Raw genomic sequence first — 17295 nt, forward strand, 5'->3', positions numbered from 1 at the left:
CACCCGGCAACCTGCGCACAGGACTAGTGCGCACCGCCGCCGCCGCTACCGGCGCCAAACGGTGGTTTAGCAAACCACACCAGCCCCAGCAGGACGATAAAGATCCCTGCCGATATCCAGAAAATCTCGTTGGCTGAGATAATCAGACCCTGGTTGGTGATCTGCTGGGCGATCCAGCCGGACGCCTGTTGCTCCGTCATCCCCATTCCCTCCAGCTGGCTATACATCTGCTGAGCATTCGGGTTGAACGGGTTCACCGCTTCGGTCAACTGCGCATGGTGCAATGATTCCCGGTTGGTCCACAGCGTCGTGGTGATCGACGTCCCGATGGAGCCCGCCAGCGTTCGGGTAAAGTTCGACAGGCTCGATGCCGCCGCCATGCGCTCAGGCGGTAAGCCGGAAAGCGTAATGGTGGTCAGTGGCATAAAGAAGCACGCCACCGCAAAGCCCTGAATAAACTGCGGCCACGCGGACGCGCCAAAGTCCATTCCCGGTTCGAACGTATACGCGCGCCAGTAGAAGCAGACGGCGTACATGATAAAGCTGAACGTGACCAGCCTGCGCATGTCGAGCTTATGGGCGAAACGACCAATAATCGGCGACAGCAGAACCGGTATTAACCCCACAGGCGCAGAGGCCAGCCCCGCCCAGGTCGCGGTATAGCCGTATACCTCCTGCAATAGCTGCGGCAGCAGAACGATCGCGCCGAAGTAGAGCATGTAGGCGAGGCTGATACACAGACAGCCGATGGTGAAGTTTCGCGACTTAAACAGCGAGAGATCGACTATCGGGTTGTCGTCCGTCAGCTCCCAGACAATCAGGAAGCTGATAGCGACCACGGCAACGACCGTGAGGACGATGATTTCCGACGAGGCAAACCAGTCCAGCTCTTTACCCCGGTCGAGCATGATCTGCAGGCTACCAATGCCGACGACCAGCAACGCCAGCCCCACGCCATCAATTCGCCGCTGCTCGGTACGCGTTTCACGACCGCGCAGAGACTGCAGGGTCATCAACACGACCAGCGCACCAATCGGTACGTTGATAAAGAAGATCCAGCCCCAGTGGTAGTTATCGCTGATGTAGCCACCGAGAATCGGTCCGCAAATCGGCGCGACAATTACGGTCATTGACCACAGCGCCAGCGCAATGGAGCGTTTGGCGGGCGGGTAGTTGTTCAGCAGTAAACTCTGCGACAACGGAATCAACGGCCCTGCCACAATCCCCTGAATGACGCGGAAGAAAATCAGCATCGTCAGGCTGTTGGACATGCCGCACGCCCAGGAGGCGAGAACGAACAATACCGTTGACCACAGGAACAGCTTCACTTCACCGACGCGCTTCGCCAGCCAGCCGGTGATCGGAATGGAGATGGCGTTTGCCACCCCGAACGAGGTAATGACCCAGGTTCCCTGGCTCAGCGATGAGCCAAGGTTCCCGGCGATAGTCGGGATCGCCACGTTTGCGATGGTGGAGTCCAGCACCTGCATGAATGTCGCCAGAGACAGCGCAATGGTCATAATGACCAGCTGCGCGCCTTCCAGCGGTTTTTGCGGCTTTTGCTGTTGCATAACGCTCACCTTCGGATTAACCGGCGTTTGCCTTCACGATGTCATCGATCAGCTTGTTGACCGGATCGAGGCTAATTTCACGGGCGTTACTTTCATAAGCCGGGCTGCTGCGCACCTGGCTTGCGAGGATCTGACCGTCGCGGTTGGCGGTATCGACCGTCACCAGCGTGGAAAGACCGATACGCAGCGGGTGATCCGCCAGCTGTTTGGCATCCAGCTCGATACGCACCGGCAGACGCTGAACCACTTTGATCCAGTTACCGGTGGCGTTCTGCGCAGGCAGCAGGGAGAAGGCGCTGCCGGTCCCCATGTCCAGACCGACCACTTTACCGGTGTACTTCACGTCATCGCCGTAGATGTCGCTGATAACGGTCGCGGTCTGGCCGATACGCATATGCGCAAGCTGTGTCTCTTTGAAGTTCGCATCCACCCACAGATTGTCCGCCGGAACGACCGCCATCAGCGGCGTGGTTGGGCTAATTTGTGCCCCTGGCTGGACGGAACGACGGGAGACGTAGCCGGTCATCGGGCTGACAATTTTGGTACGCTGCAGGGCAAGCCATGCGTTACGCACTTCGGTCGCCGCCTGCTTAACGGCTGGCTGGTTTTCCAGACTGGTGCCCAGCACCATCGCCTGGTTGGCGTTGTACTGTTGGATCGCCACGTCCAGCTGAGCCTGCGCGCTGGCAACGGCGTCGCGGGCGTGCTGCAGCTCTTCACGGCCAATCAGGTTGGCGGTGCCGAGAGGAACACGACGATTGAGATCGCTCTGCGCCTGTGCCAGTGCGGTTTTCTGCACGTCGATGCTGGCCTGAAGCTGTTTGCTGTTGATCATCAGCTGGCGAGTTTGACGGACGCTGGAGGCCAGCTCTGTCTGTGCTTTTTCGAATGCCTGTTGGGCGTCGGTCGGATCGAGCGTGACCAGCACATCCCCTTTTTGCACAAAGTCGGTATTGTCAGCCCAGACTTTCGTCACGCTGCCCGACACCTGCGCCATAATTTGAACCTGGTTCCCTGCCACGTATGCATCGTCAGTCTCTTCAGCATGACGCAATACTAAAAACCAATAGATCCCATATGCCACGGCAATAATAATAAAGAGCAAGGTCAACAGAAGAAGGGCGCTCTTACGTTTGCCTTTCTTGTTGGCCGGTTGCTGCGGGTTGGTATTCTCCGCATTTGCGCTCATTGTTGTTCTCCACGATCTTCTTATTTTCACATCGGCTGAGCCGACCTGTTGTCAGAAAGGCCAGCAGTGTGACGTGCTGGCCTGTCAGTTTTCTTTTTTAAATCAGGATATTCGAGCGTGTCGTCGCGTTAGCGCAGCGCCTCAAGAATGGCGCCGTCTTCATCCATCTGGTCCAGACGGGTGAGCAGCTTGCGAGTGATGTGCTCAAGCTGGTCGCGCTCGGCAGTGCTGAGGACAGACCAGAGTTTGTGCAGGCAATTGTGCTGAGGTGGCAGCACCTCACGCAGGAATTCGTGACCTTTATCGGTCAGTTGCAGATGCAGACAGCGGCGGTCGTTGTCGCTTTCACGGCGCTCAATCCAGCCGCGTTTTTCCAGCTCATCAGCGATACGGGTCGCATTGGTGCGGGATGAACCCAGCGCGCAGCTCAGCTCAGACGGTTGAATGCTGTGGTTTTCCTGAGACTGCAGCGTAATTAACGCCATAAACAACGTCTCGTTAATCCCTTGAGCTTTCAGCATCTTATTACGGTTTTCCAGCAACTTACCCTGCATGTGCATGCACAGGCGAGTCAGCAGGATTTCCTGATAAGGGAAGTCCTCATGACGACTGGCGCGGAATTTAAGCATTTGTTCAATGGGCGTAAACGAACTATCCATTTTGGGCATAACCTCATTAATTACAGCCGATATAGTAACGACAGTGACAAATAATGTAAATGAATTATTTGTGCGGTTATATCCGCCAAACGTATGTCACCATCAGAAAGCGCCGGGTAAGTCCGTGACCCGGTGAGCACAGAAAGCGTAGGGTATGAACCCGTTGAAGAGGGGAGGTGAGGATGGGGGTCTGAGCTATTCATGCGTATACTAAATATGTCACCCACATTAAAATTTCTGGAATAAATAATTGCGTTAACATTAACAGATGCAGGCCCCCTTTACACCCCAGGAGGCCTAAAGCAGTGTAAATCTTAGTGAATTGCCTCCTGGCGGTGATAGCCACGCCACCAGACCAGCAGATTCAGCACCGCCATGACGGCGCCGATGGCGCACACGCCTGTCCAGCCCGCATGCTGCCATGCGGAAGCAGAAATCAACGAACCTGCAGCACCACCGATAAAGTAGCTGGTCATGTACCCGGCCGTGAGGCGGTTTCGCGCTTCAGGCTTCACGCGGTAAATGACGGTCTGGTTGGTGATATGCACGCCCTGGACGGTCAGGTCGAGCACCAGAATACCGACGATCAGCGCCAGCACGGAGACGTGCCCATACCAGATAGCCGCCCAGGAGAGCAGAAGTAAAACCAGCCCGGCAGTCGTGGTCATGTGCGATTTGCCTTTGTCAGCTAGCCCACCCGCCGGTCGTGCGCCCAGCGCGCCCGCCGCACCGGCCAGACCAAACAGACCAATCACCCCTTCGGAATAGTTAAACGGCGGTGCGGCCAGCAGAAAGGCCATCGACGTCCAGAGAATGCTGAAGTTGGCGAAGGTGAAACACCCCAGCAGAGCGCGGGTGCGTAGCAGTTTATCCTGCGTGAACAGGCTGAATACGGAGGCCAGAAGCTGAGGGTAGTTAAGATGGTTCTCTTGCTTCACTTTCGGCAGCCCGCGCCACAGCGCCAGTGCCATCACTACCATCAACACGCTCGCCACCCAGTAAACGGTGCGCCAGCCGCCGAGGCTAGCCAGCAGCCCGGCGACGGTTCGCGCCAGTAAAATCCCCAGCAGCAGGCCGCTCATAATGGTGCCTACCACTTTGCCGCGCTTTTCCGGCGAAGCGAGCGTTGCCGCCAGCGGCACCAGAATTTGCGCCACCACGGAAAACAGTCCCGTCAGGGCGGTACCGATAATCATCATCGTCAGCGACTGGCTGCTGGCGGTGATCAACATCCCACCGGCCGCCAGCAGGGTCATGGAAACGATCAGCATCCGGCGTTCAAACATATCGCCGAGCGGCACCAGGAACAGCAGTCCGGCGGCATAGCCAAGCTGGGCGGCGGTGACGATAAAGCCTGCGGAGCTGGCAGAGAGATTGAACGCGCGGGCGATGGTGTCGAGAAGAGGTTGCGCGTAGTAGTTGCTGGCGACTGCCAGACCCGTTGCCACGGACATTAAAAGGATGAGTGCGGGGCTAAGCCCTTGAGTTGTTTTTGTCATTAGTTTCAGGAATCGTTAGTTGAGTGATTATATTTCCGGAAACCATAATAACCAATGATGGTGAATGTTGGGGGATTGTTATGTGTGTGTTTGTGCGGTTAATCCCCTCACCCCAGCCCTCTCCCCAAAGGGGAGAGGGTGTATAAAGTCCCCTCTCCCCTTTGGGGAGAGGGTTAGGGTGAGGGGTAAGGTTGTGTTGTATTTTTTACTTCTGCGCGTCAAGCGCCTCTTTCACCCAGCCGTCGAACTGCTGCTGGTGGGCTTTGATCCAGCCGTCCACGTGGCCTTTTACATCCGCTTCTGACGATTTACCCGCATGCATCATCGCGTTCTGGGCATTGATGTCCGCCAGCGGCAGCTTCATCACCGAGAACAGCTTCGCCGCCGCCGGGTTTTTCTCTGCCCAGGCTTTGTTGGCGACGATATGCATGGTGTTCACCGGGAAGCCGTAGTTCATGCCGTTCGGCAGCCTGGTGTCGATATCTTTCTGCTCGCCCGGCAGGGAGGAGAACGGCACCTGCAGCCACACCACGTCTTTACCCGGCTTCAGCACGTCGCTCACCCAGTACGGCGTCCAGGTGTAGTAGATCACCGGTTTACCCTCTTTGAAGCGGGCAATGGTGTCGGCCATCATCGCGGAGTAGTTGCCGTGGCTCACGTCGACGGTTTTCGCCAGATCGAAGGCTTTGTTCTGGTGGTTAATCACCGCTTCACAGCCCCAGCCCGGCGAGCAGCCCATCATGTCGGCCTTGCCGTCACCGTTGGTGTCGAACAGCTTGGCGATCTTCGGATCTTTCAGCTGTTCAATATTGGTGATGTGGTACTGATCGGCGGTTTTCTTGTCGATCAGATACCCCTGCGCTGCGCCCGTCACGAAGGTGCCTTCGCGATAGAATTTCTTGTCGCCACCGGCGGCGGCATACATGTCGTCGTGCAGCGGCTGCCAGTTAACCGCGGTAAAGGTGGCGTCACCAGAGGCAATCGAGGTGTAGCCCACGTTATAGTCCACTTCACTCGGCGTGTTGACCGTATAGCCCAGCTTCTCCAGCGCGCGGCTGACGATCTGCGTCTGGAAGCTCTCTTCCGAAATGGTGCTCTGCACCGGCTGTACGGTAATGCCTTTGCCAGGCAGCTCAGCCGCAAACGTGCTGGTGGAGACAAGGGTGGCAAACGCTGTGGCAAAAAGTACGTTATGTCGCATCGTTGTTCCTTATTTTGATTTCGTGAAAGGGCGGGTGAGTAACCCGACGGGGCCGGTGGTATACCAGCGACGGTTGCCGCGACTGCGTGAATCACGACCGACGGCCTGAGTCAGGCGGTCAAGAATAATGGCGAGGATCACAATGCCGACGCCGCCGACGGTAGCCAGCCCCATGTCGAGACGGCCGATACCGCGCAGCACCATCTGGCCCAGTCCGCCAACGGCGATCATCGAGGCGATCACCACCATCGACAGGGCTAGCATCAGCGTCTGGTTAACGCCCGCCATGATGGTCGGCATCGCCAGCGGAAGCTGAACTTTGAACAGCATCTGACGCGGGCTGGCGCCGAAGGAACGTGAGGCTTCGATCAGATCCGCTGGCACCTGGTTAATCCCCAGAATGGTCAGACGGATAATCGGCGGCAGGGCGAAGATAATGGTCACCACTACCCCCGGCACGTTGCCGATGCCGAACAGCATCACGATCGGCACCAGATAGACGAACGCCGGCGTGGTCTGCATCGCATCCAGTAACGGACGAATAATCTTCGCGGCCCGCGGGCTGCGCGCCAGCCAGATCCCCATCGGTAAGCCGATGACAACGCAGAAGAGCAGGGCGGTCAGCACCAGAGCCAGGGTGATCATTGCCTGCGACCACGCGCCAATCGCGCCAATGGCAATCAGCGAGATCAGCGTGGCGACCCCCATGCCCGCGCTACCGAACTGCCAGGCGATCAGGGAGAACAGGATAATCGCCACCGGTGCTGGCATGCCCAGCATCAGCTGCTGGAAGCCGTTCAGGATGTAATCCACCGGGACGCGGATCCCCTGGAAGACCGGACGGAAGTGGGTGACCACCCAGTCGATCCCCTCCGTAACCCAGCTGTCCAGCGGGATCAGCGTTTTGTGGAACGGATCCATAATATTGAAGTGTTCTGGCGCAGGCGCGGGTGCGCTGTTCAGCCAGTCTGCCGCACCGCCGCCATCGGTCGGCGCTGGCGTGGAACCCCACGCGTCGGCAGATTGCGCAGCGCTGTCCGCTGCTTCAGTGGTACCCCACGGGTTAGATTGATCAGCCATTGTTTGCCCCCTCGCGATCTAAAGCCTGCAGCAGCATCCGTTTTGAGATGATGCCGACGTACTGTTGTTCCTCACCAACGACCGGTACGGCGCACGGCGCCTGGCCCACGTGAGAGAGCAACTCGCTGAGCGGCGTTTCTGCGTCCACGGCGAGCGGAGCGTCAATTAACGCCGCATCGATCCCCTGGTTCTCAGTGAGAGCCGTTTTCAGGGAGTCGATGGAAACAACGCCGACAAATTTATTGCCGCGTTCAACCAGATAACCGTATTCACGGTCTTCATCCTGCAGCAGCTTCAGCGCCGAGCGCGGGCCGAAGCCTGGCGTTTTACGGATAATGCCGTTCGGGGTTCGACGGGCAATATCTTTGGCGCTAAACACCTGGCTAATATCCACGCCGCGGAAGAAGGTACGGACATAATCATTCGCCGGATTATTGAGAATTTCATCCGGTGTTCCCACCTGCACGACTTCACCGTTTTGCATAATGGCAATACGGTCGCCAATACGCATGGCTTCATCGAGGTCGTGGGAAATAAAGACAATGGTACGTTGATGTTTAGCCTGTAATTTTACCAACTCATCCTGCATCTCGGTGCGAATTAACGGATCGAGCGCCGAGAAGGCTTCATCCATTAATAATATGTCTGGATTAATGGCTAACGCGCGGGCTAATCCTACACGCTGACGCATACCGCCGGAAAGTTCATCCGGATACGCGTGGGCATAATTTTCCAGCCCGACCTGACGCAGTGCATCAAGGGCTTTTTCCTGCCGTTCCTGAGCGGGCGTACCGGCTAATTCCATCCCGAAGGCGGCATTATCCAGCACCGTCAAATGCGGCATCAGCGCGAATGACTGAAACACCATCGCAATCTTCTTTCTGCGCACCTCGCGAAGCTCTGCGTCTGATATTCTGGCGATATCCACGCCGTCAATCAGCACCTGCCCGCGGGTGGGTTCAATCAGGCGATTGAGAAGGCGAACCATAGTGGATTTACCCGAACCGGATAACCCCATGATGACAAAAATCTCGCCTTCTTCAATGGCCAGACTGGCGTTTTTAACGCCAAGCGATAGCCCGGTTTTTTCCAGAATTTGCTCTTTCGAAAGGCCTTTCTCAATATATTTGAATGCGCGCTGCGGATGCTCGCCAAATACTTTATAAAGATTTTTCACTTCTAATTTAATTGCCATGCAATAGAGAGTGTCCTGTTATTAGTTTATGTCGATATGATTACCATGGTAAATTGTTAACGGGCATAACCCTAACATACTGAGAATCTGAGACAACCCTGAGGTGACCTGAAGTCGGAATTTTGACGCAAGCGAAACGGCTGAATTTCCCATGAGTAAAGGGCTGAGGGCTTTTTGAATTTTTCTCAATTTTTTGCTGCTGCATCGGGAAATTTCGCCTGAATCGGTATGATTCAGGCGAATATGACGGGGAAATTACAGTGTAGTGCCTGGTGAAATATTGGTATGGAAATAATGAGATGTATATTTAATTAATGAACGTTAATTCATACATTAAAAATCCCAGTCCTCATCTTCCGTCTCCACCGCTTTGCCCATCACGTACGACGAGCCAGACCCGGAGAAGAAGTCGTGGTTTTCGTCGGCGTTAGGCGACAGCGCTGCCAGAATCGCCGGGTTCACCTCCGCCATTTCCGGCGGGAACAGCGCCTCGTAGCCCAGGTTCATCAGCGCCTTGTTGGCGTTGTAGCAGAGGAACGCCTTCACATCGTCCTCCCAGCCCGTTCCGGCGTACAGCTCTTCGGTATAGCTCAGCTCGTTGTCGTACAGATCCATCAGCAAATCGAGGGCAAAACCTTTGAGTGCCTCGCGTTTCTCCAGACTGATTTTCTCCAGCCCTTTCTGATACTTATAGCCGATGTAATACCCGTGCACCGCTTCATCACGAATGATGAGGCGGATCAGGTCGGCGGTGTTGGTGAGCTTGCCCCGGCTCGACCAGTACATCGGTAGCCAGAAGCCGGAATAGAAGAGGAAGGATTCCAGGAACACGCTCGCGATCTTCTTCTTCAGCGGTTCGTCGGCGCGGTAATACTCCAGCACCAGTTCCGCCTTGCGCTGTAATGACTCACTCTCTTCGCTCCAGGTATAGGCCGCGTCCACGTCTTTGGTCTGGCACAGCGTGGAGAAAATCGAGCTGTAGGAGCGGGCATGCACCGCTTCCATAAAGCTGATGTTCGACATCACCGCCTCTTCATGCGGCGTCAGCGCGTCGCTCATCAGCGCTGGCGCACCGACGGTATTCTGAATGGTGTCCAGCAGCGTCAGGCCGGTAAAGACGCGGATCGTCAGCTGCTGCTCGGCGTGGCTCAGCGTTTGCCAGGCCGGAATATCGTTCGAAAGCGGCACCTTTTCCGGCAGCCAGAAGTTGCTGGTCAGGCGATTCCACACCTCCAGGTCTTTATCGTCCTGGATTTTGTTCCAGTTAACGGCACTCACGCGTGACAGTTTCATCCTTTCTCCTTACAGCGCGCAGGACACGCAGCCTTCGATTTCGGTGCCTTCCAGCGCAAGCTGGCGCAGGCGAATGTAGTAGAGCGTTTTGATGCCTTTCTTCCAGGCGTAGATCTGCGCCCTGTTGATATCCCGCGTGGTGGCGGTGTCCGGGAAGAACAGCGTCAGCGACAGCCCCTGATCGACATGCTTCGTCGCCTCGGCGTAGGTATCGATGATTTTTTCCGGGCCGATCTCATACGCATCCTGATAGAGCGCCAGGTTCTCGTTGGTCATAAACGGGGCAGGGTAGTAAACGCGCCCGGTTTTGCCTTCCTTACGAATTTCAATTTTCGACACGATGGGGTGAATGCTCGACGTGGCGTGGTTGATGTAGGAAATCGATCCGGTTGGCGGCACCGCCTGCAGGTTCTGGTTATAAATGCCGTAGCGCATCACGTCGACACGCAGCTGCTGCCACATCTCGCGCGTCGGCAGGGTAATACCCGCGCGGGCAAAAAGTTCGCGCACTTTTTCGGTTTTCGGCTGCCAGTCGCCTTCAAGGTACTGGCTGAAATACTCTCCGCTCGCGTAGCGCGACTGCTCAAAGCCCGCGAAGCGCTGGTTACGCTCGCGCGCCAGCATCATCGAGGTGTGCAGCGCGTGCCAGGTGACGGTGTAGAAATAGAGGTTGGTAAAATCCAGCCCCTCCGGACTGCCGTAGGCGATGCCTTCCCGCGCCAGATACCCGTGCAGGTTCATCTGCCCCAGCCCGATGGCGTGGGACGCGGCGTTGCCCGCTTCAATAGACGGCACGCTGCGGATGTGGCTCATGTCGGACACCGCCGTCAGCCCGCGAATGGCGGTCTCCACCGTGCGGCCAAAGTCTGGGGAATCCATGGTGTGGGCAATATTCAGCGAGCCGAGGTTGCAGGAGATATCTTTCCCGATGTCCGCGTAGTCCAGGTTTTCGTCGTAGGTGGAGGCGCTGTTGACCTGCAAAATCTCCGAGCACAGGTTACTCATGTTGATGCGCCCGGCAATCGGGTTCGCTCGGTTCACCGTGTCCTCGTACATGATGTAGGGATAGCCGGACTCAAACTGGATCTCCGCCAGCGTCTGGAAGAAATCGCGGGCGTTGATGTACTTTTTACGGATGCGATCGTCTGCCACCAGCTCGTCGTAGAGGTCGTTTATCGCCACGTCGCCAAAGGCTTTGCCGTAAATACGCTCAATGTCATAGGGCGAGAAGAGCGCCATCTCGGCATTCTCTTTGGCGAGTTGGAAGGTGATGTCCGGGATCGTCACGCCGAGCGACAGGGTTTTGATGCGGATTTTTTCGTCGGCGTTTTCGCGCTTGGTATCCAGAAAGCGCAGAATATCCGGGTGGTGTGCATGCAGATAAACCGCCCCCGCGCCCTGACGCGCGCCAAGCTGGTTGGCATACGAGAAGGCATCTTCCAGCATCTTCATTACCGGGATCACGCCCGAGGACTGGTTTTCGATGCGCTTGATCGGCGCGCCCGCTTCGCGCAGGTTCGAGAGCAGAAACGCCACCCCGCCGCCGCGTTTAGAGAGCTGCAGCGCCGAGTTCACCGCGCGGCCAATCGACTCCATATTGTCTTCGATGCGCAGCAGGAAACAGGAAACCAGCTCGCCGCGCTGGGCCTTGCCGCAGTTGAGGAAGGTCGGCGTGGCGGGCTGGAAGCGGCCGGAGAGGATCTCCTCCATCAGGCGTTCAGCCTGCGCTTCATCCCCTTGCGCCAGGGTTAACGCCACCATCACGGTGCGATCTTCAAAGCTCTCTAAGTAGCGTTTGCCGTCAAAGGTCTTCAGGGTATAGCTGGTGTAGTACTTCCACGCGCCAAGAAACGTCTGGAAACGAAAACCGCTGGCATGCGCGCGTTCAAACAGCTTCACCACAAAGGTGCGGTCGTAGCGGGTCAGCACGCGTTCTTCGTAGTAGCCTTCTTTAACCAGATAGTCGAGACGCTCATGCTGGCTGCCAAACGTCACCGTGTTAGGCCGAACGTGGGCGGCAAAAAAGGCGTCCACCGCATCATGGTCTTTACCAAACTGGATGCGCCCCTCGCGGTCATAGAGGTTGAGCATCGCATTTAATGCGTGGTAATCAGGCGTTGCCTGCATTACGCGTTCTGCGGTTGTCGTTGCCAAAATTCGTTCACTCCTTTACGCACGTTTTCTACGTCCTGCTGTGTCCCCATCAGTTCAAAGCGATAGAGATACGGCACGCCGCATTTTTGAGAGATGACATCCCCGGCGCGGCCAAAGGCATCGCCGAAATTGCGATTTCCCGCCGCAATAACCCCGCGGATCAGCGCCCGGTTATGGGGATCGTTGAGAAAGCGGATCACCTGACGGGGAACCGCCCCCGCCGTACCCCCGCCGCCATAGCTGGGCACCACCAGTATGAAAGGTTCGTCTACCTGAATTCGCTCCCGCTCGTTAAGCGGGATGCGGGTCGCAGACATCCCGAGACGCTCGATAAAGCGGAGCGTGTTTTCCGAGCCGCTGGAGAAGAACACCAGCCCACTCATGCACGGGCGGCCTGAGCGGCGAGGCGGTTGATCATGTCCGGGCGGAAGCCAGACCAGCTGGTCTCCCCGGCGACGACCACCGGAAGCTGCCGGAAACCTTGCGCACGCAGGGTATCGGCGGCATCGGGCACCAGGTCGATATTCACCATCTCAAACGCCACGCCGCGGCTCTCCATTGCACGTTTGGTTGCGTGGCACTGAACACAATCGTTACGAGTGTAAATAATAATGCTCATGATTCGTATTTCCATTTAGAATAAGAAAACGGCGCGATTGAACGCGTCAGGTTGTGTCTCTGTTGCTAAAGGAATACTAGATGTAGTTGTGATAATTATCAACCATACAAGATATGGGAAATTCAGATTGATAATGCCCGGGTGATGAGCACAGCGGGGCAGGGCGTGCTGTACGGGTTTTACAGGTGTTCGGACAAAGAAAAGCCCCGGCGCCTGAGGCAACCGGGGCTGATAAGTCGTGTTTACTTACGCAGGCTGAGCAGGGCACCAACAAAAATACCGACGGCGGCAACCGTACCCAGTGCACAAAGCGGTTTTTCACGGACGAAGGTATTGGCACAGCTCACCGCGTCGCAGGCCGCCTGCGTAGCGCGAGAACGACCGTGCATCCGGGCTCGGGTTTCACGCAACAGAGACTGAGCCTTACGTTTTGCGGCATCTGCTTCATCCTTCGCGTCACTTCCCCAGGACTTCAGCACTTCCTCTAGCGTGTCCGCTAATTGGCTGACATCATTACGAATATCCTGCGCATCATCATTAATATCGTTTCGGTTCGGTCTGTTAAACATAGGATCCTCCATAATTTTGCGTTCCCGTTTAGTCTAGTTCAGAAATTTAATATCTGAAGCGAGTCACGGCTTATTGAACAGTTTATGGAATATTCTGAAAGCCCTGCTAATGCTGAATACTGTAAGGTTGCCGGGCAGGAAAAGATAACGAGGAAGAGATATGTATTTACGACCCGATGAGGTGGCGCGCGTTCTTGAAAAAGAGGGATTCACCATGGATGAGGTGACATCTAAAGCGTATGGATATCGCCGTGGCGAGAATTATGTTTACGTAAACCGTGAAGCGAGAATGGGGCGCACCGCTCTCATTATTCACCCGACCCTGAAAGACAGAAGTTTGTCCTTTGCTGAGCCTGCCTCGGATATTAAAACCTGCGATCATTATCAGCAATTTCCGCTCTATTTAGGCGGTGAGACGCATGAGCATTATGGTATTCCGCACGGTTTCAGTTCACGGATGGCGCTGGAGCGTTTTCTGAAGGGACTGTTTGGCGACATTCAGTAAGTCTGCGACTGGCATGAGCCAGTCGCCCCACCTCATGCTTTTGCCTGGCTGTACTGGCTGACTTTAAACAGACGGCGGCAGTAGTCGAGAAAGTAGCCGTAGACCGCACCCATTAACATCGAAACCACGATATTTGAACTGACCGCCGCCGCGATTTGATGCCAGTCTGCGCCCACAGTCAGCAGAATAGCCACATAAACCGGTGACTGGAATGTGACATACGCCAGCACGTCGGCCAGATTTTTAACCCAACCTGCCGGGCTAATGCGACGGGCAAAGCGCATAATCGCATCGCGATATAATCCGTAAGGCCAGGCAATAACGATGTTGACCGGGATGGCCACCAGACGAGATGAAAGTGACTGCTCAAAGGTCATTCCGGAGAGGAAAATTTCAATCAGCATGTTGACGACGGAGCAGTAGACTACCATCGCGAAGGTATCCGCTACCGCATGGCGCAGGCGTGATTGCGGTGAGAACATGTCTGAACTCCTTGAGAAGCACAAAAGGTGATGTTTTATCGGTAAATCTTAGTGATTTAGATTGGTTTGTTTGACGCGTATAGCGTATCTCTCTGGCTTTGAACTAACAACTAGTGATAAATTTTTATTTGCTGGCGTTTTTTCCACAATATGCTCTAAATTTGTCTGTTTTTTACTCGCTTCGTTATTTTCTCTCCTTGATGTATTTTTATGTTTATAAATCAATTGTTTATGCTTGATCCTTTCAGAGGCCGTAACCGCGTCTCTGAGAACCGCGTGATATTCTACAATTTGGCTCAAAGGTAACCGTATATATTGATGCGGCAATTAATTCCCGGGACGCATGCGGTTCTCTCGGCTGATATATAAATTATTTATTTTAAAATATTTACAAAATTGTCCTGTCGCGCTGATGGGTAGATATTGTGTTTAAAATGAATTATTCTGTCGGCTGATTTCCGGTTTACTCCAAAGAAAAGGTTTTTAATTATTATGTCTTTGACGTTACAGAATCTTAATAATATCCGTACGCTGCGTGCAATGGCACGTGAATTATCCGTCGACATTCTTGACGAAATGCTGGAGAAGGTCAGGATCGTTGTTGAAGAAAAACAACACGAGCAGTCGGAATTCGAGCAGCAACGTGCAGAGCAGCAGGATAAAATTAATGCGTTGCTGGAACGGATGAAAGCCGACGGTATTTCACCTTCCGATCTGCTCGGTACTGAACGCGTGCAGGCCGGTAAACCGGCGAAAAAACGCAAAGTGCGTGAAGCGAAATATCGCTTTATTGATGTGAATGGCGAAGAGAAAACGTGGACCGGCCAGGGCCGCACGCCAAAGGCGATTGCCAATGCGCTGGCAAACGGTAAAACACTGGATGATTTTCTGATTTAAGTCTTGAGCCGGGCGGACGTATCCGCCCGGTTTTACAATCAGCAGACGCCAAAATCACCCGCTTCGGTATATAACGTCACCTCTGCGGCTTTCAGGGTAAATGTCTCGCCCTGTTCATTGCTGGCCTGCACGACCACAATGCTGTCGTCCTTCACGTCGAGCACTTTCAGTTTTGGACCGCCCTGACGCGGCTGCACATAATCACCAACAGAAAACATAGTACCTCCTCTCATTTAGCGATCTTCACCTTAGCCCACGTCGTGCAAAGGGTACAGCATTAAACGGTCTGGTACTGCTTACGAGGTACGACGGTTCCACGGCATGATCTTCAGCAGCCGCGCCATGCCGCAAAAACCGGTCAGACCGGCAAACAGCAGGCCCGCCCCCACAAAACCACTCAGCAGGAAAAAGCCGCCTGAGAGCGTGTAGCCCAGCACCACGCCGAGCAGGATCAGCAGCCCCGCTGCAATTTGTACCTGCCGCATCAGGGGCAGCGGCTGTGATTTATCTTCGACGGTCAGCAGCCCGGCCTGTTTCCAGCCCTGAATGCCCCCCTCAACCACGAAGGCCTGAGCGGGTGATGCTGCCTGGGCCAAACGGGCATCATGGTTTGCTGTTCGTGCGCCGGACTGGCAATGAAAAATCACCGTTTCACCGGGCGCTGTTTTAAGCCCGGCGGGTAAGGTATCCAGCGGAACGGACTGTGCAACCGCAATATGTTCACGGGCATATTCATCGGTATCGCGAATATCAATCAGTCTTGCGCCCTCAGCAATAAGCGCATTCGCCTGCTGTGGCGTAATAAGAGCAAGAGGCATCGTGTTTCCTTACAGCAACTCATCGGGATAGGTCTGACAAGTAGAGCACTTAATGAATGCCTTAAGCCAGTGTAAAGAGGGTAAAGGCAGGTAAAAGCGCAGGAACGTCCTGGCAGCAAGCGGTAAACTGGCTATGCTTAGAGATAGTCTCTTTTTATTTTCAATTGGTTAGCTTGCACGGAGTCTGTTATGGGTTTTTGGCGTATTGTTTTTACGATTATCCTGCCGCCGCTGGGTGTACTGCTTGGCAAAGGGTTTGGCTGGGCGTTTATCCTCAACATCCTTCTGACCTTACTGGGATACATCCCGGGTCTTATTCACGCGTTTTGGGTCCAGACCAAAAGCTAAGCACGCCAGAGTAAATCGCTGTAGATCCCGGTCAGCACACCTTCTGGACCAAACTGCTGTTTGATCCAGCGCGTCACCTGACCGGTCGCGGCATGCTGCGTGGCAAGCAGCATGCGCGAATCCTGGCGCGGGTTGTTAATGCGTCGCGTCGCCAGGAGACCATCCTCCACCGCCTCTCTCGCCATGTATTCCGGCAAAAAGCCAATCCCTTCCCCCAGGATCTGACACTGGCATTTGGTGTTGAAATCCGGCACAAGAATCGCCTCCTGCCCGTGCAGCAGCCAGCCAACCTTTTTGTTAATGGTATGCGCGGTATCTTCCACCATGATGTTCGGATACAGGCGCAGCTGGCTCTCCGCTATCGGTTCGGGAACAAAGGCGAGCGGATGTTCCGGTGCGATGGCAAAGACCCAGCGGATAGCGCCAATTTCGGTGTAATCAATCCCGCCGCCGTCGAGCAGCGTGTCCGGCGCGCCAATCGCGATATTGGCCTGATTGTTGATAATAGAATCCCAGACGCCGTTGTAGACCTCGGTCGTGACGGTAATCTGACAGGTCGGAAACTGTTTTTTCAGCACCTGTAATAGCCTGGCGGTGTGGCGCGGCGTATACAACAGCTGATTAATACAGATGCGCACCCGCGCCTCGATGCCCTGCGAAATGGTATCAATCCCGCGCTTGATGGCGTGGAAGTCGTTTAGCAGGTCGGTGGCCTTGCGGTAAAAGTAAAACCCGGACTCGGTCAGCTCGATGCTGCGCGTGTTGCGCACAAACAACACCACGTCCAGCCCGGTCTCCATGCGCTTAATGGTGTAACTGATAGCGGAGGTCGTCACGCCCAGTTCGGCGGCGGCTTTGCTGAAGCTGCCAAAGCGCGCCGCGGTGGTGAAGGCCAGCAGGTTCTCTTCGGTAAAGATGGAATTCATATCACTGCTCCCGTGAGCCATCAGTTTTGAACATATTTTAACAACGATGTTACAACGCATTTGAAGCCGGTCACAGTTCTGGCTATTTGCTGCAGGCCGCACTCGGTAAGGCTTCGTCAGGCATAAGCATAATGCAGCTTCGCGCGCTAAAACGCGGTGAAACATAAGAAAAAGGTTGCACAGACGCACATTTTAACCCGTTTGTTGAATTTAACTCAACAATTAATTGGCTGTCGATGAATCATTTTTAAGCGGATTCTTTTATGACCAGGCTGTTGCTATTCTCAGGT

Annotated in this window: 19 protein-coding genes; 3 read left to right on the forward strand and 16 right to left on the reverse strand. The window is 55.0% G+C overall.

Annotated features, from left to right (window positions below; translation table 11 throughout):
* Positions 1–23: 23 nt before the first annotated feature.
* The 12 genes from emrB to ACTJJA_RS19095 form a co-directional block, all read right to left on the reverse strand.
* A complete protein-coding gene (emrB, locus tag ACTJJA_RS19040; RefSeq protein WP_089601284.1) occupies positions 24–1571 on the reverse strand; it encodes a multidrug efflux MFS transporter permease subunit EmrB in 1548 nt (515 codons plus the stop codon).
* A gap of 16 nt (positions 1572–1587) precedes the next feature.
* Positions 1588–2760: a multidrug efflux MFS transporter periplasmic adaptor subunit EmrA gene (emrA, locus tag ACTJJA_RS19045; protein WP_440668933.1), complete on the reverse strand. Its 1173-nt coding sequence runs from the start codon at positions 2758–2760 to the stop codon at positions 1588–1590.
* 128 nt (positions 2761–2888) lie between these two features.
* Positions 2889–3419 (reverse strand): transcriptional repressor MprA, encoded by a 531-nt coding sequence (gene mprA, locus ACTJJA_RS19050; protein WP_089601288.1) that lies wholly within the window; start codon positions 3417–3419, stop codon positions 2889–2891.
* A 314-nt stretch (positions 3420–3733) separates the two neighbouring features.
* Entirely contained in the window at positions 3734–4918 is a 1185-nt protein-coding gene (locus ACTJJA_RS19055; protein ID WP_440668934.1) for an MFS transporter, read from the reverse strand.
* A gap of 205 nt (positions 4919–5123) precedes the next feature.
* Positions 5124–6119 (reverse strand): glycine betaine/L-proline ABC transporter substrate-binding protein ProX, encoded by a 996-nt coding sequence (gene proX / locus ACTJJA_RS19060; RefSeq protein WP_010434360.1) that lies wholly within the window; start codon positions 6117–6119, stop codon positions 5124–5126.
* 9 nt (positions 6120–6128) lie between these two features.
* On the reverse strand, positions 6129–7199 hold the full coding sequence (proW, locus tag ACTJJA_RS19065; RefSeq protein ID WP_089601292.1) for a glycine betaine/L-proline ABC transporter permease ProW: 1071 nt from the start codon (positions 7197–7199) through the stop codon (positions 6129–6131).
* On the reverse strand, positions 7192–8394 hold the full coding sequence (gene proV, locus ACTJJA_RS19070) for a glycine betaine/L-proline ABC transporter ATP-binding protein ProV (protein ID WP_042715648.1): 1203 nt from the start codon (positions 8392–8394) through the stop codon (positions 7192–7194). The genes proW and proV overlap by 8 nt, the downstream gene beginning before the upstream one ends.
* 333 nt (positions 8395–8727) lie before the next feature.
* Positions 8728–9687 (reverse strand): class 1b ribonucleoside-diphosphate reductase subunit beta, encoded by a 960-nt coding sequence (gene nrdF / locus ACTJJA_RS19075; RefSeq protein ID WP_440668935.1) that lies wholly within the window; start codon positions 9685–9687, stop codon positions 8728–8730.
* A gap of 9 nt (positions 9688–9696) precedes the next feature.
* Positions 9697–11841: a class 1b ribonucleoside-diphosphate reductase subunit alpha gene (gene nrdE / locus ACTJJA_RS19080; RefSeq protein ID WP_440668936.1), complete on the reverse strand. Its 2145-nt coding sequence runs from the start codon at positions 11839–11841 to the stop codon at positions 9697–9699.
* Positions 11814–12224 carry a class Ib ribonucleoside-diphosphate reductase assembly flavoprotein NrdI gene (gene nrdI, locus ACTJJA_RS19085; RefSeq protein WP_440668937.1) on the reverse strand — a complete coding sequence of 137 codons (411 nt, stop codon included), beginning with the start codon at positions 12222–12224 and terminating at the stop codon, positions 11814–11816. Before nrdI ends, nrdE begins: the two co-directional genes overlap by 28 nt.
* Complete coding sequence (gene nrdH, locus ACTJJA_RS19090; protein WP_010434342.1) at positions 12221–12460, reverse strand: glutaredoxin-like protein NrdH; 240 nt, start codon at positions 12458–12460, stop codon at positions 12221–12223. The genes nrdI and nrdH overlap by 4 nt, the downstream gene beginning before the upstream one ends.
* 242 nt (positions 12461–12702) lie before the next feature.
* Positions 12703–13029: a DUF883 domain-containing protein gene (locus ACTJJA_RS19095; RefSeq protein WP_010434339.1), complete on the reverse strand. Its 327-nt coding sequence runs from the start codon at positions 13027–13029 to the stop codon at positions 12703–12705.
* A gap of 160 nt (positions 13030–13189) precedes the next feature.
* Here ACTJJA_RS19095 and ACTJJA_RS19100 point away from each other — a divergent pair, with 160 nt between their 5' ends.
* A complete protein-coding gene (locus ACTJJA_RS19100; RefSeq protein ID WP_010434335.1) occupies positions 13190–13534 on the forward strand; it encodes a DUF2002 family protein in 345 nt (114 codons plus the stop codon).
* Between the two features lie 32 nt (positions 13535–13566).
* On the opposite strand, the gene alaE is transcribed toward ACTJJA_RS19100, so the two are convergent.
* On the reverse strand, positions 13567–14016 hold the full coding sequence (gene alaE / locus ACTJJA_RS19105) for an L-alanine exporter AlaE (protein ID WP_042716310.1): 450 nt from the start codon (positions 14014–14016) through the stop codon (positions 13567–13569).
* 492 nt (positions 14017–14508) lie between these two features.
* On the opposite strand from alaE, the gene stpA reads away from it, so the two are divergent.
* On the forward strand, positions 14509–14913 hold the full coding sequence (gene stpA / locus ACTJJA_RS19110; RefSeq protein ID WP_440668938.1) for a DNA-binding protein StpA: 405 nt from the start codon (positions 14509–14511) through the stop codon (positions 14911–14913).
* A gap of 38 nt (positions 14914–14951) precedes the next feature.
* Here stpA and ACTJJA_RS19115 read toward each other — a convergent pair whose 3' ends face one another.
* Both ACTJJA_RS19115 and ACTJJA_RS19120 read right to left on the reverse strand, forming a co-directional pair.
* Complete coding sequence (locus tag ACTJJA_RS19115; protein ID WP_010434327.1) at positions 14952–15131, reverse strand: hypothetical protein; 180 nt, start codon at positions 15129–15131, stop codon at positions 14952–14954.
* 78 nt (positions 15132–15209) lie between these two features.
* Positions 15210–15731 (reverse strand): rhodanese family protein, encoded by a 522-nt coding sequence (locus tag ACTJJA_RS19120; RefSeq protein ID WP_336667338.1) that lies wholly within the window; start codon positions 15729–15731, stop codon positions 15210–15212.
* 189 nt (positions 15732–15920) lie between these two features.
* On the opposite strand from ACTJJA_RS19120, the gene ACTJJA_RS19125 reads away from it, so the two are divergent.
* Entirely contained in the window at positions 15921–16079 is a 159-nt protein-coding gene (locus ACTJJA_RS19125) for a YqaE/Pmp3 family membrane protein (protein ID WP_014884952.1), read from the forward strand.
* Here the strand turns inward: ACTJJA_RS19125 and ACTJJA_RS19130 are convergent.
* Complete coding sequence (locus ACTJJA_RS19130) at positions 16076–17005, reverse strand: LysR substrate-binding domain-containing protein (RefSeq protein ID WP_100166249.1); 930 nt, start codon at positions 17003–17005, stop codon at positions 16076–16078. The genes ACTJJA_RS19125 and ACTJJA_RS19130 overlap by 4 nt on opposite strands.
* Positions 17006–17295 lie beyond the last annotated feature (290 nt).

This window comes from Enterobacter sp. 22452, from assembly GCF_052045065.1.
Lineage (GTDB): Bacteria > Pseudomonadota > Gammaproteobacteria > Enterobacterales > Enterobacteriaceae > Enterobacter > Enterobacter mori.

Coding starts and splice junctions, on each gene's coding strand:
- emrB (WP_089601284.1), bottom strand. CDS start 1,571: ATGCAACAGCAAAAGCCGCAAAAACCGCTGGAAGGCGCGCAGCTGGTC.
- emrA (WP_440668933.1), bottom strand. CDS start 2,760: ATGAGCGCAAATGCGGAGAATACCAACCCGCAGCAACCGGCCAACAAG.
- mprA (WP_089601288.1), bottom strand. CDS start 3,419: ATGGATAGTTCGTTTACGCCCATTGAACAAATGCTTAAATTCCGCGCC.
- ACTJJA_RS19055 (WP_440668934.1), bottom strand. CDS start 4,918: ATGACAAAAACAACTCAAGGGCTTAGCCCCGCACTCATCCTTTTAATG.
- proX (WP_010434360.1), bottom strand. CDS start 6,119: ATGCGACATAACGTACTTTTTGCCACAGCGTTTGCCACCCTTGTCTCC.
- proW (WP_089601292.1), bottom strand. CDS start 7,199: ATGGCTGATCAATCTAACCCGTGGGGTACCACTGAAGCAGCGGACAGC.
- proV (WP_042715648.1), bottom strand. CDS start 8,394: ATGGCAATTAAATTAGAAGTGAAAAATCTTTATAAAGTATTTGGCGAG.
- nrdF (WP_440668935.1), bottom strand. CDS start 9,687: ATGAAACTGTCACGCGTGAGTGCCGTTAACTGGAACAAAATCCAGGAC.
- nrdI (WP_440668937.1), bottom strand. CDS start 12,224: ATGAGTGGGCTGGTGTTCTTCTCCAGCGGCTCGGAAAACACGCTCCGC.
- nrdH (WP_010434342.1), bottom strand. CDS start 12,460: ATGAGCATTATTATTTACACTCGTAACGATTGTGTTCAGTGCCACGCA.
- ACTJJA_RS19095 (WP_010434339.1), bottom strand. CDS start 13,029: ATGTTTAACAGACCGAACCGAAACGATATTAATGATGATGCGCAGGAT.
- ACTJJA_RS19100 (WP_010434335.1), top strand. CDS start 13,190: ATGTATTTACGACCCGATGAGGTGGCGCGCGTTCTTGAAAAAGAGGGA.
- alaE (WP_042716310.1), bottom strand. CDS start 14,016: ATGTTCTCACCGCAATCACGCCTGCGCCATGCGGTAGCGGATACCTTC.
- stpA (WP_440668938.1), top strand. CDS start 14,509: ATGTCTTTGACGTTACAGAATCTTAATAATATCCGTACGCTGCGTGCA.
- ACTJJA_RS19115 (WP_010434327.1), bottom strand. CDS start 15,131: ATGTTTTCTGTTGGTGATTATGTGCAGCCGCGTCAGGGCGGTCCAAAA.
- ACTJJA_RS19120 (WP_336667338.1), bottom strand. CDS start 15,731: ATGCCTCTTGCTCTTATTACGCCACAGCAGGCGAATGCGCTTATTGCT.
- ACTJJA_RS19125 (WP_014884952.1), top strand. CDS start 15,921: ATGGGTTTTTGGCGTATTGTTTTTACGATTATCCTGCCGCCGCTGGGT.
- ACTJJA_RS19130 (WP_100166249.1), bottom strand. CDS start 17,005: ATGAATTCCATCTTTACCGAAGAGAACCTGCTGGCCTTCACCACCGCG.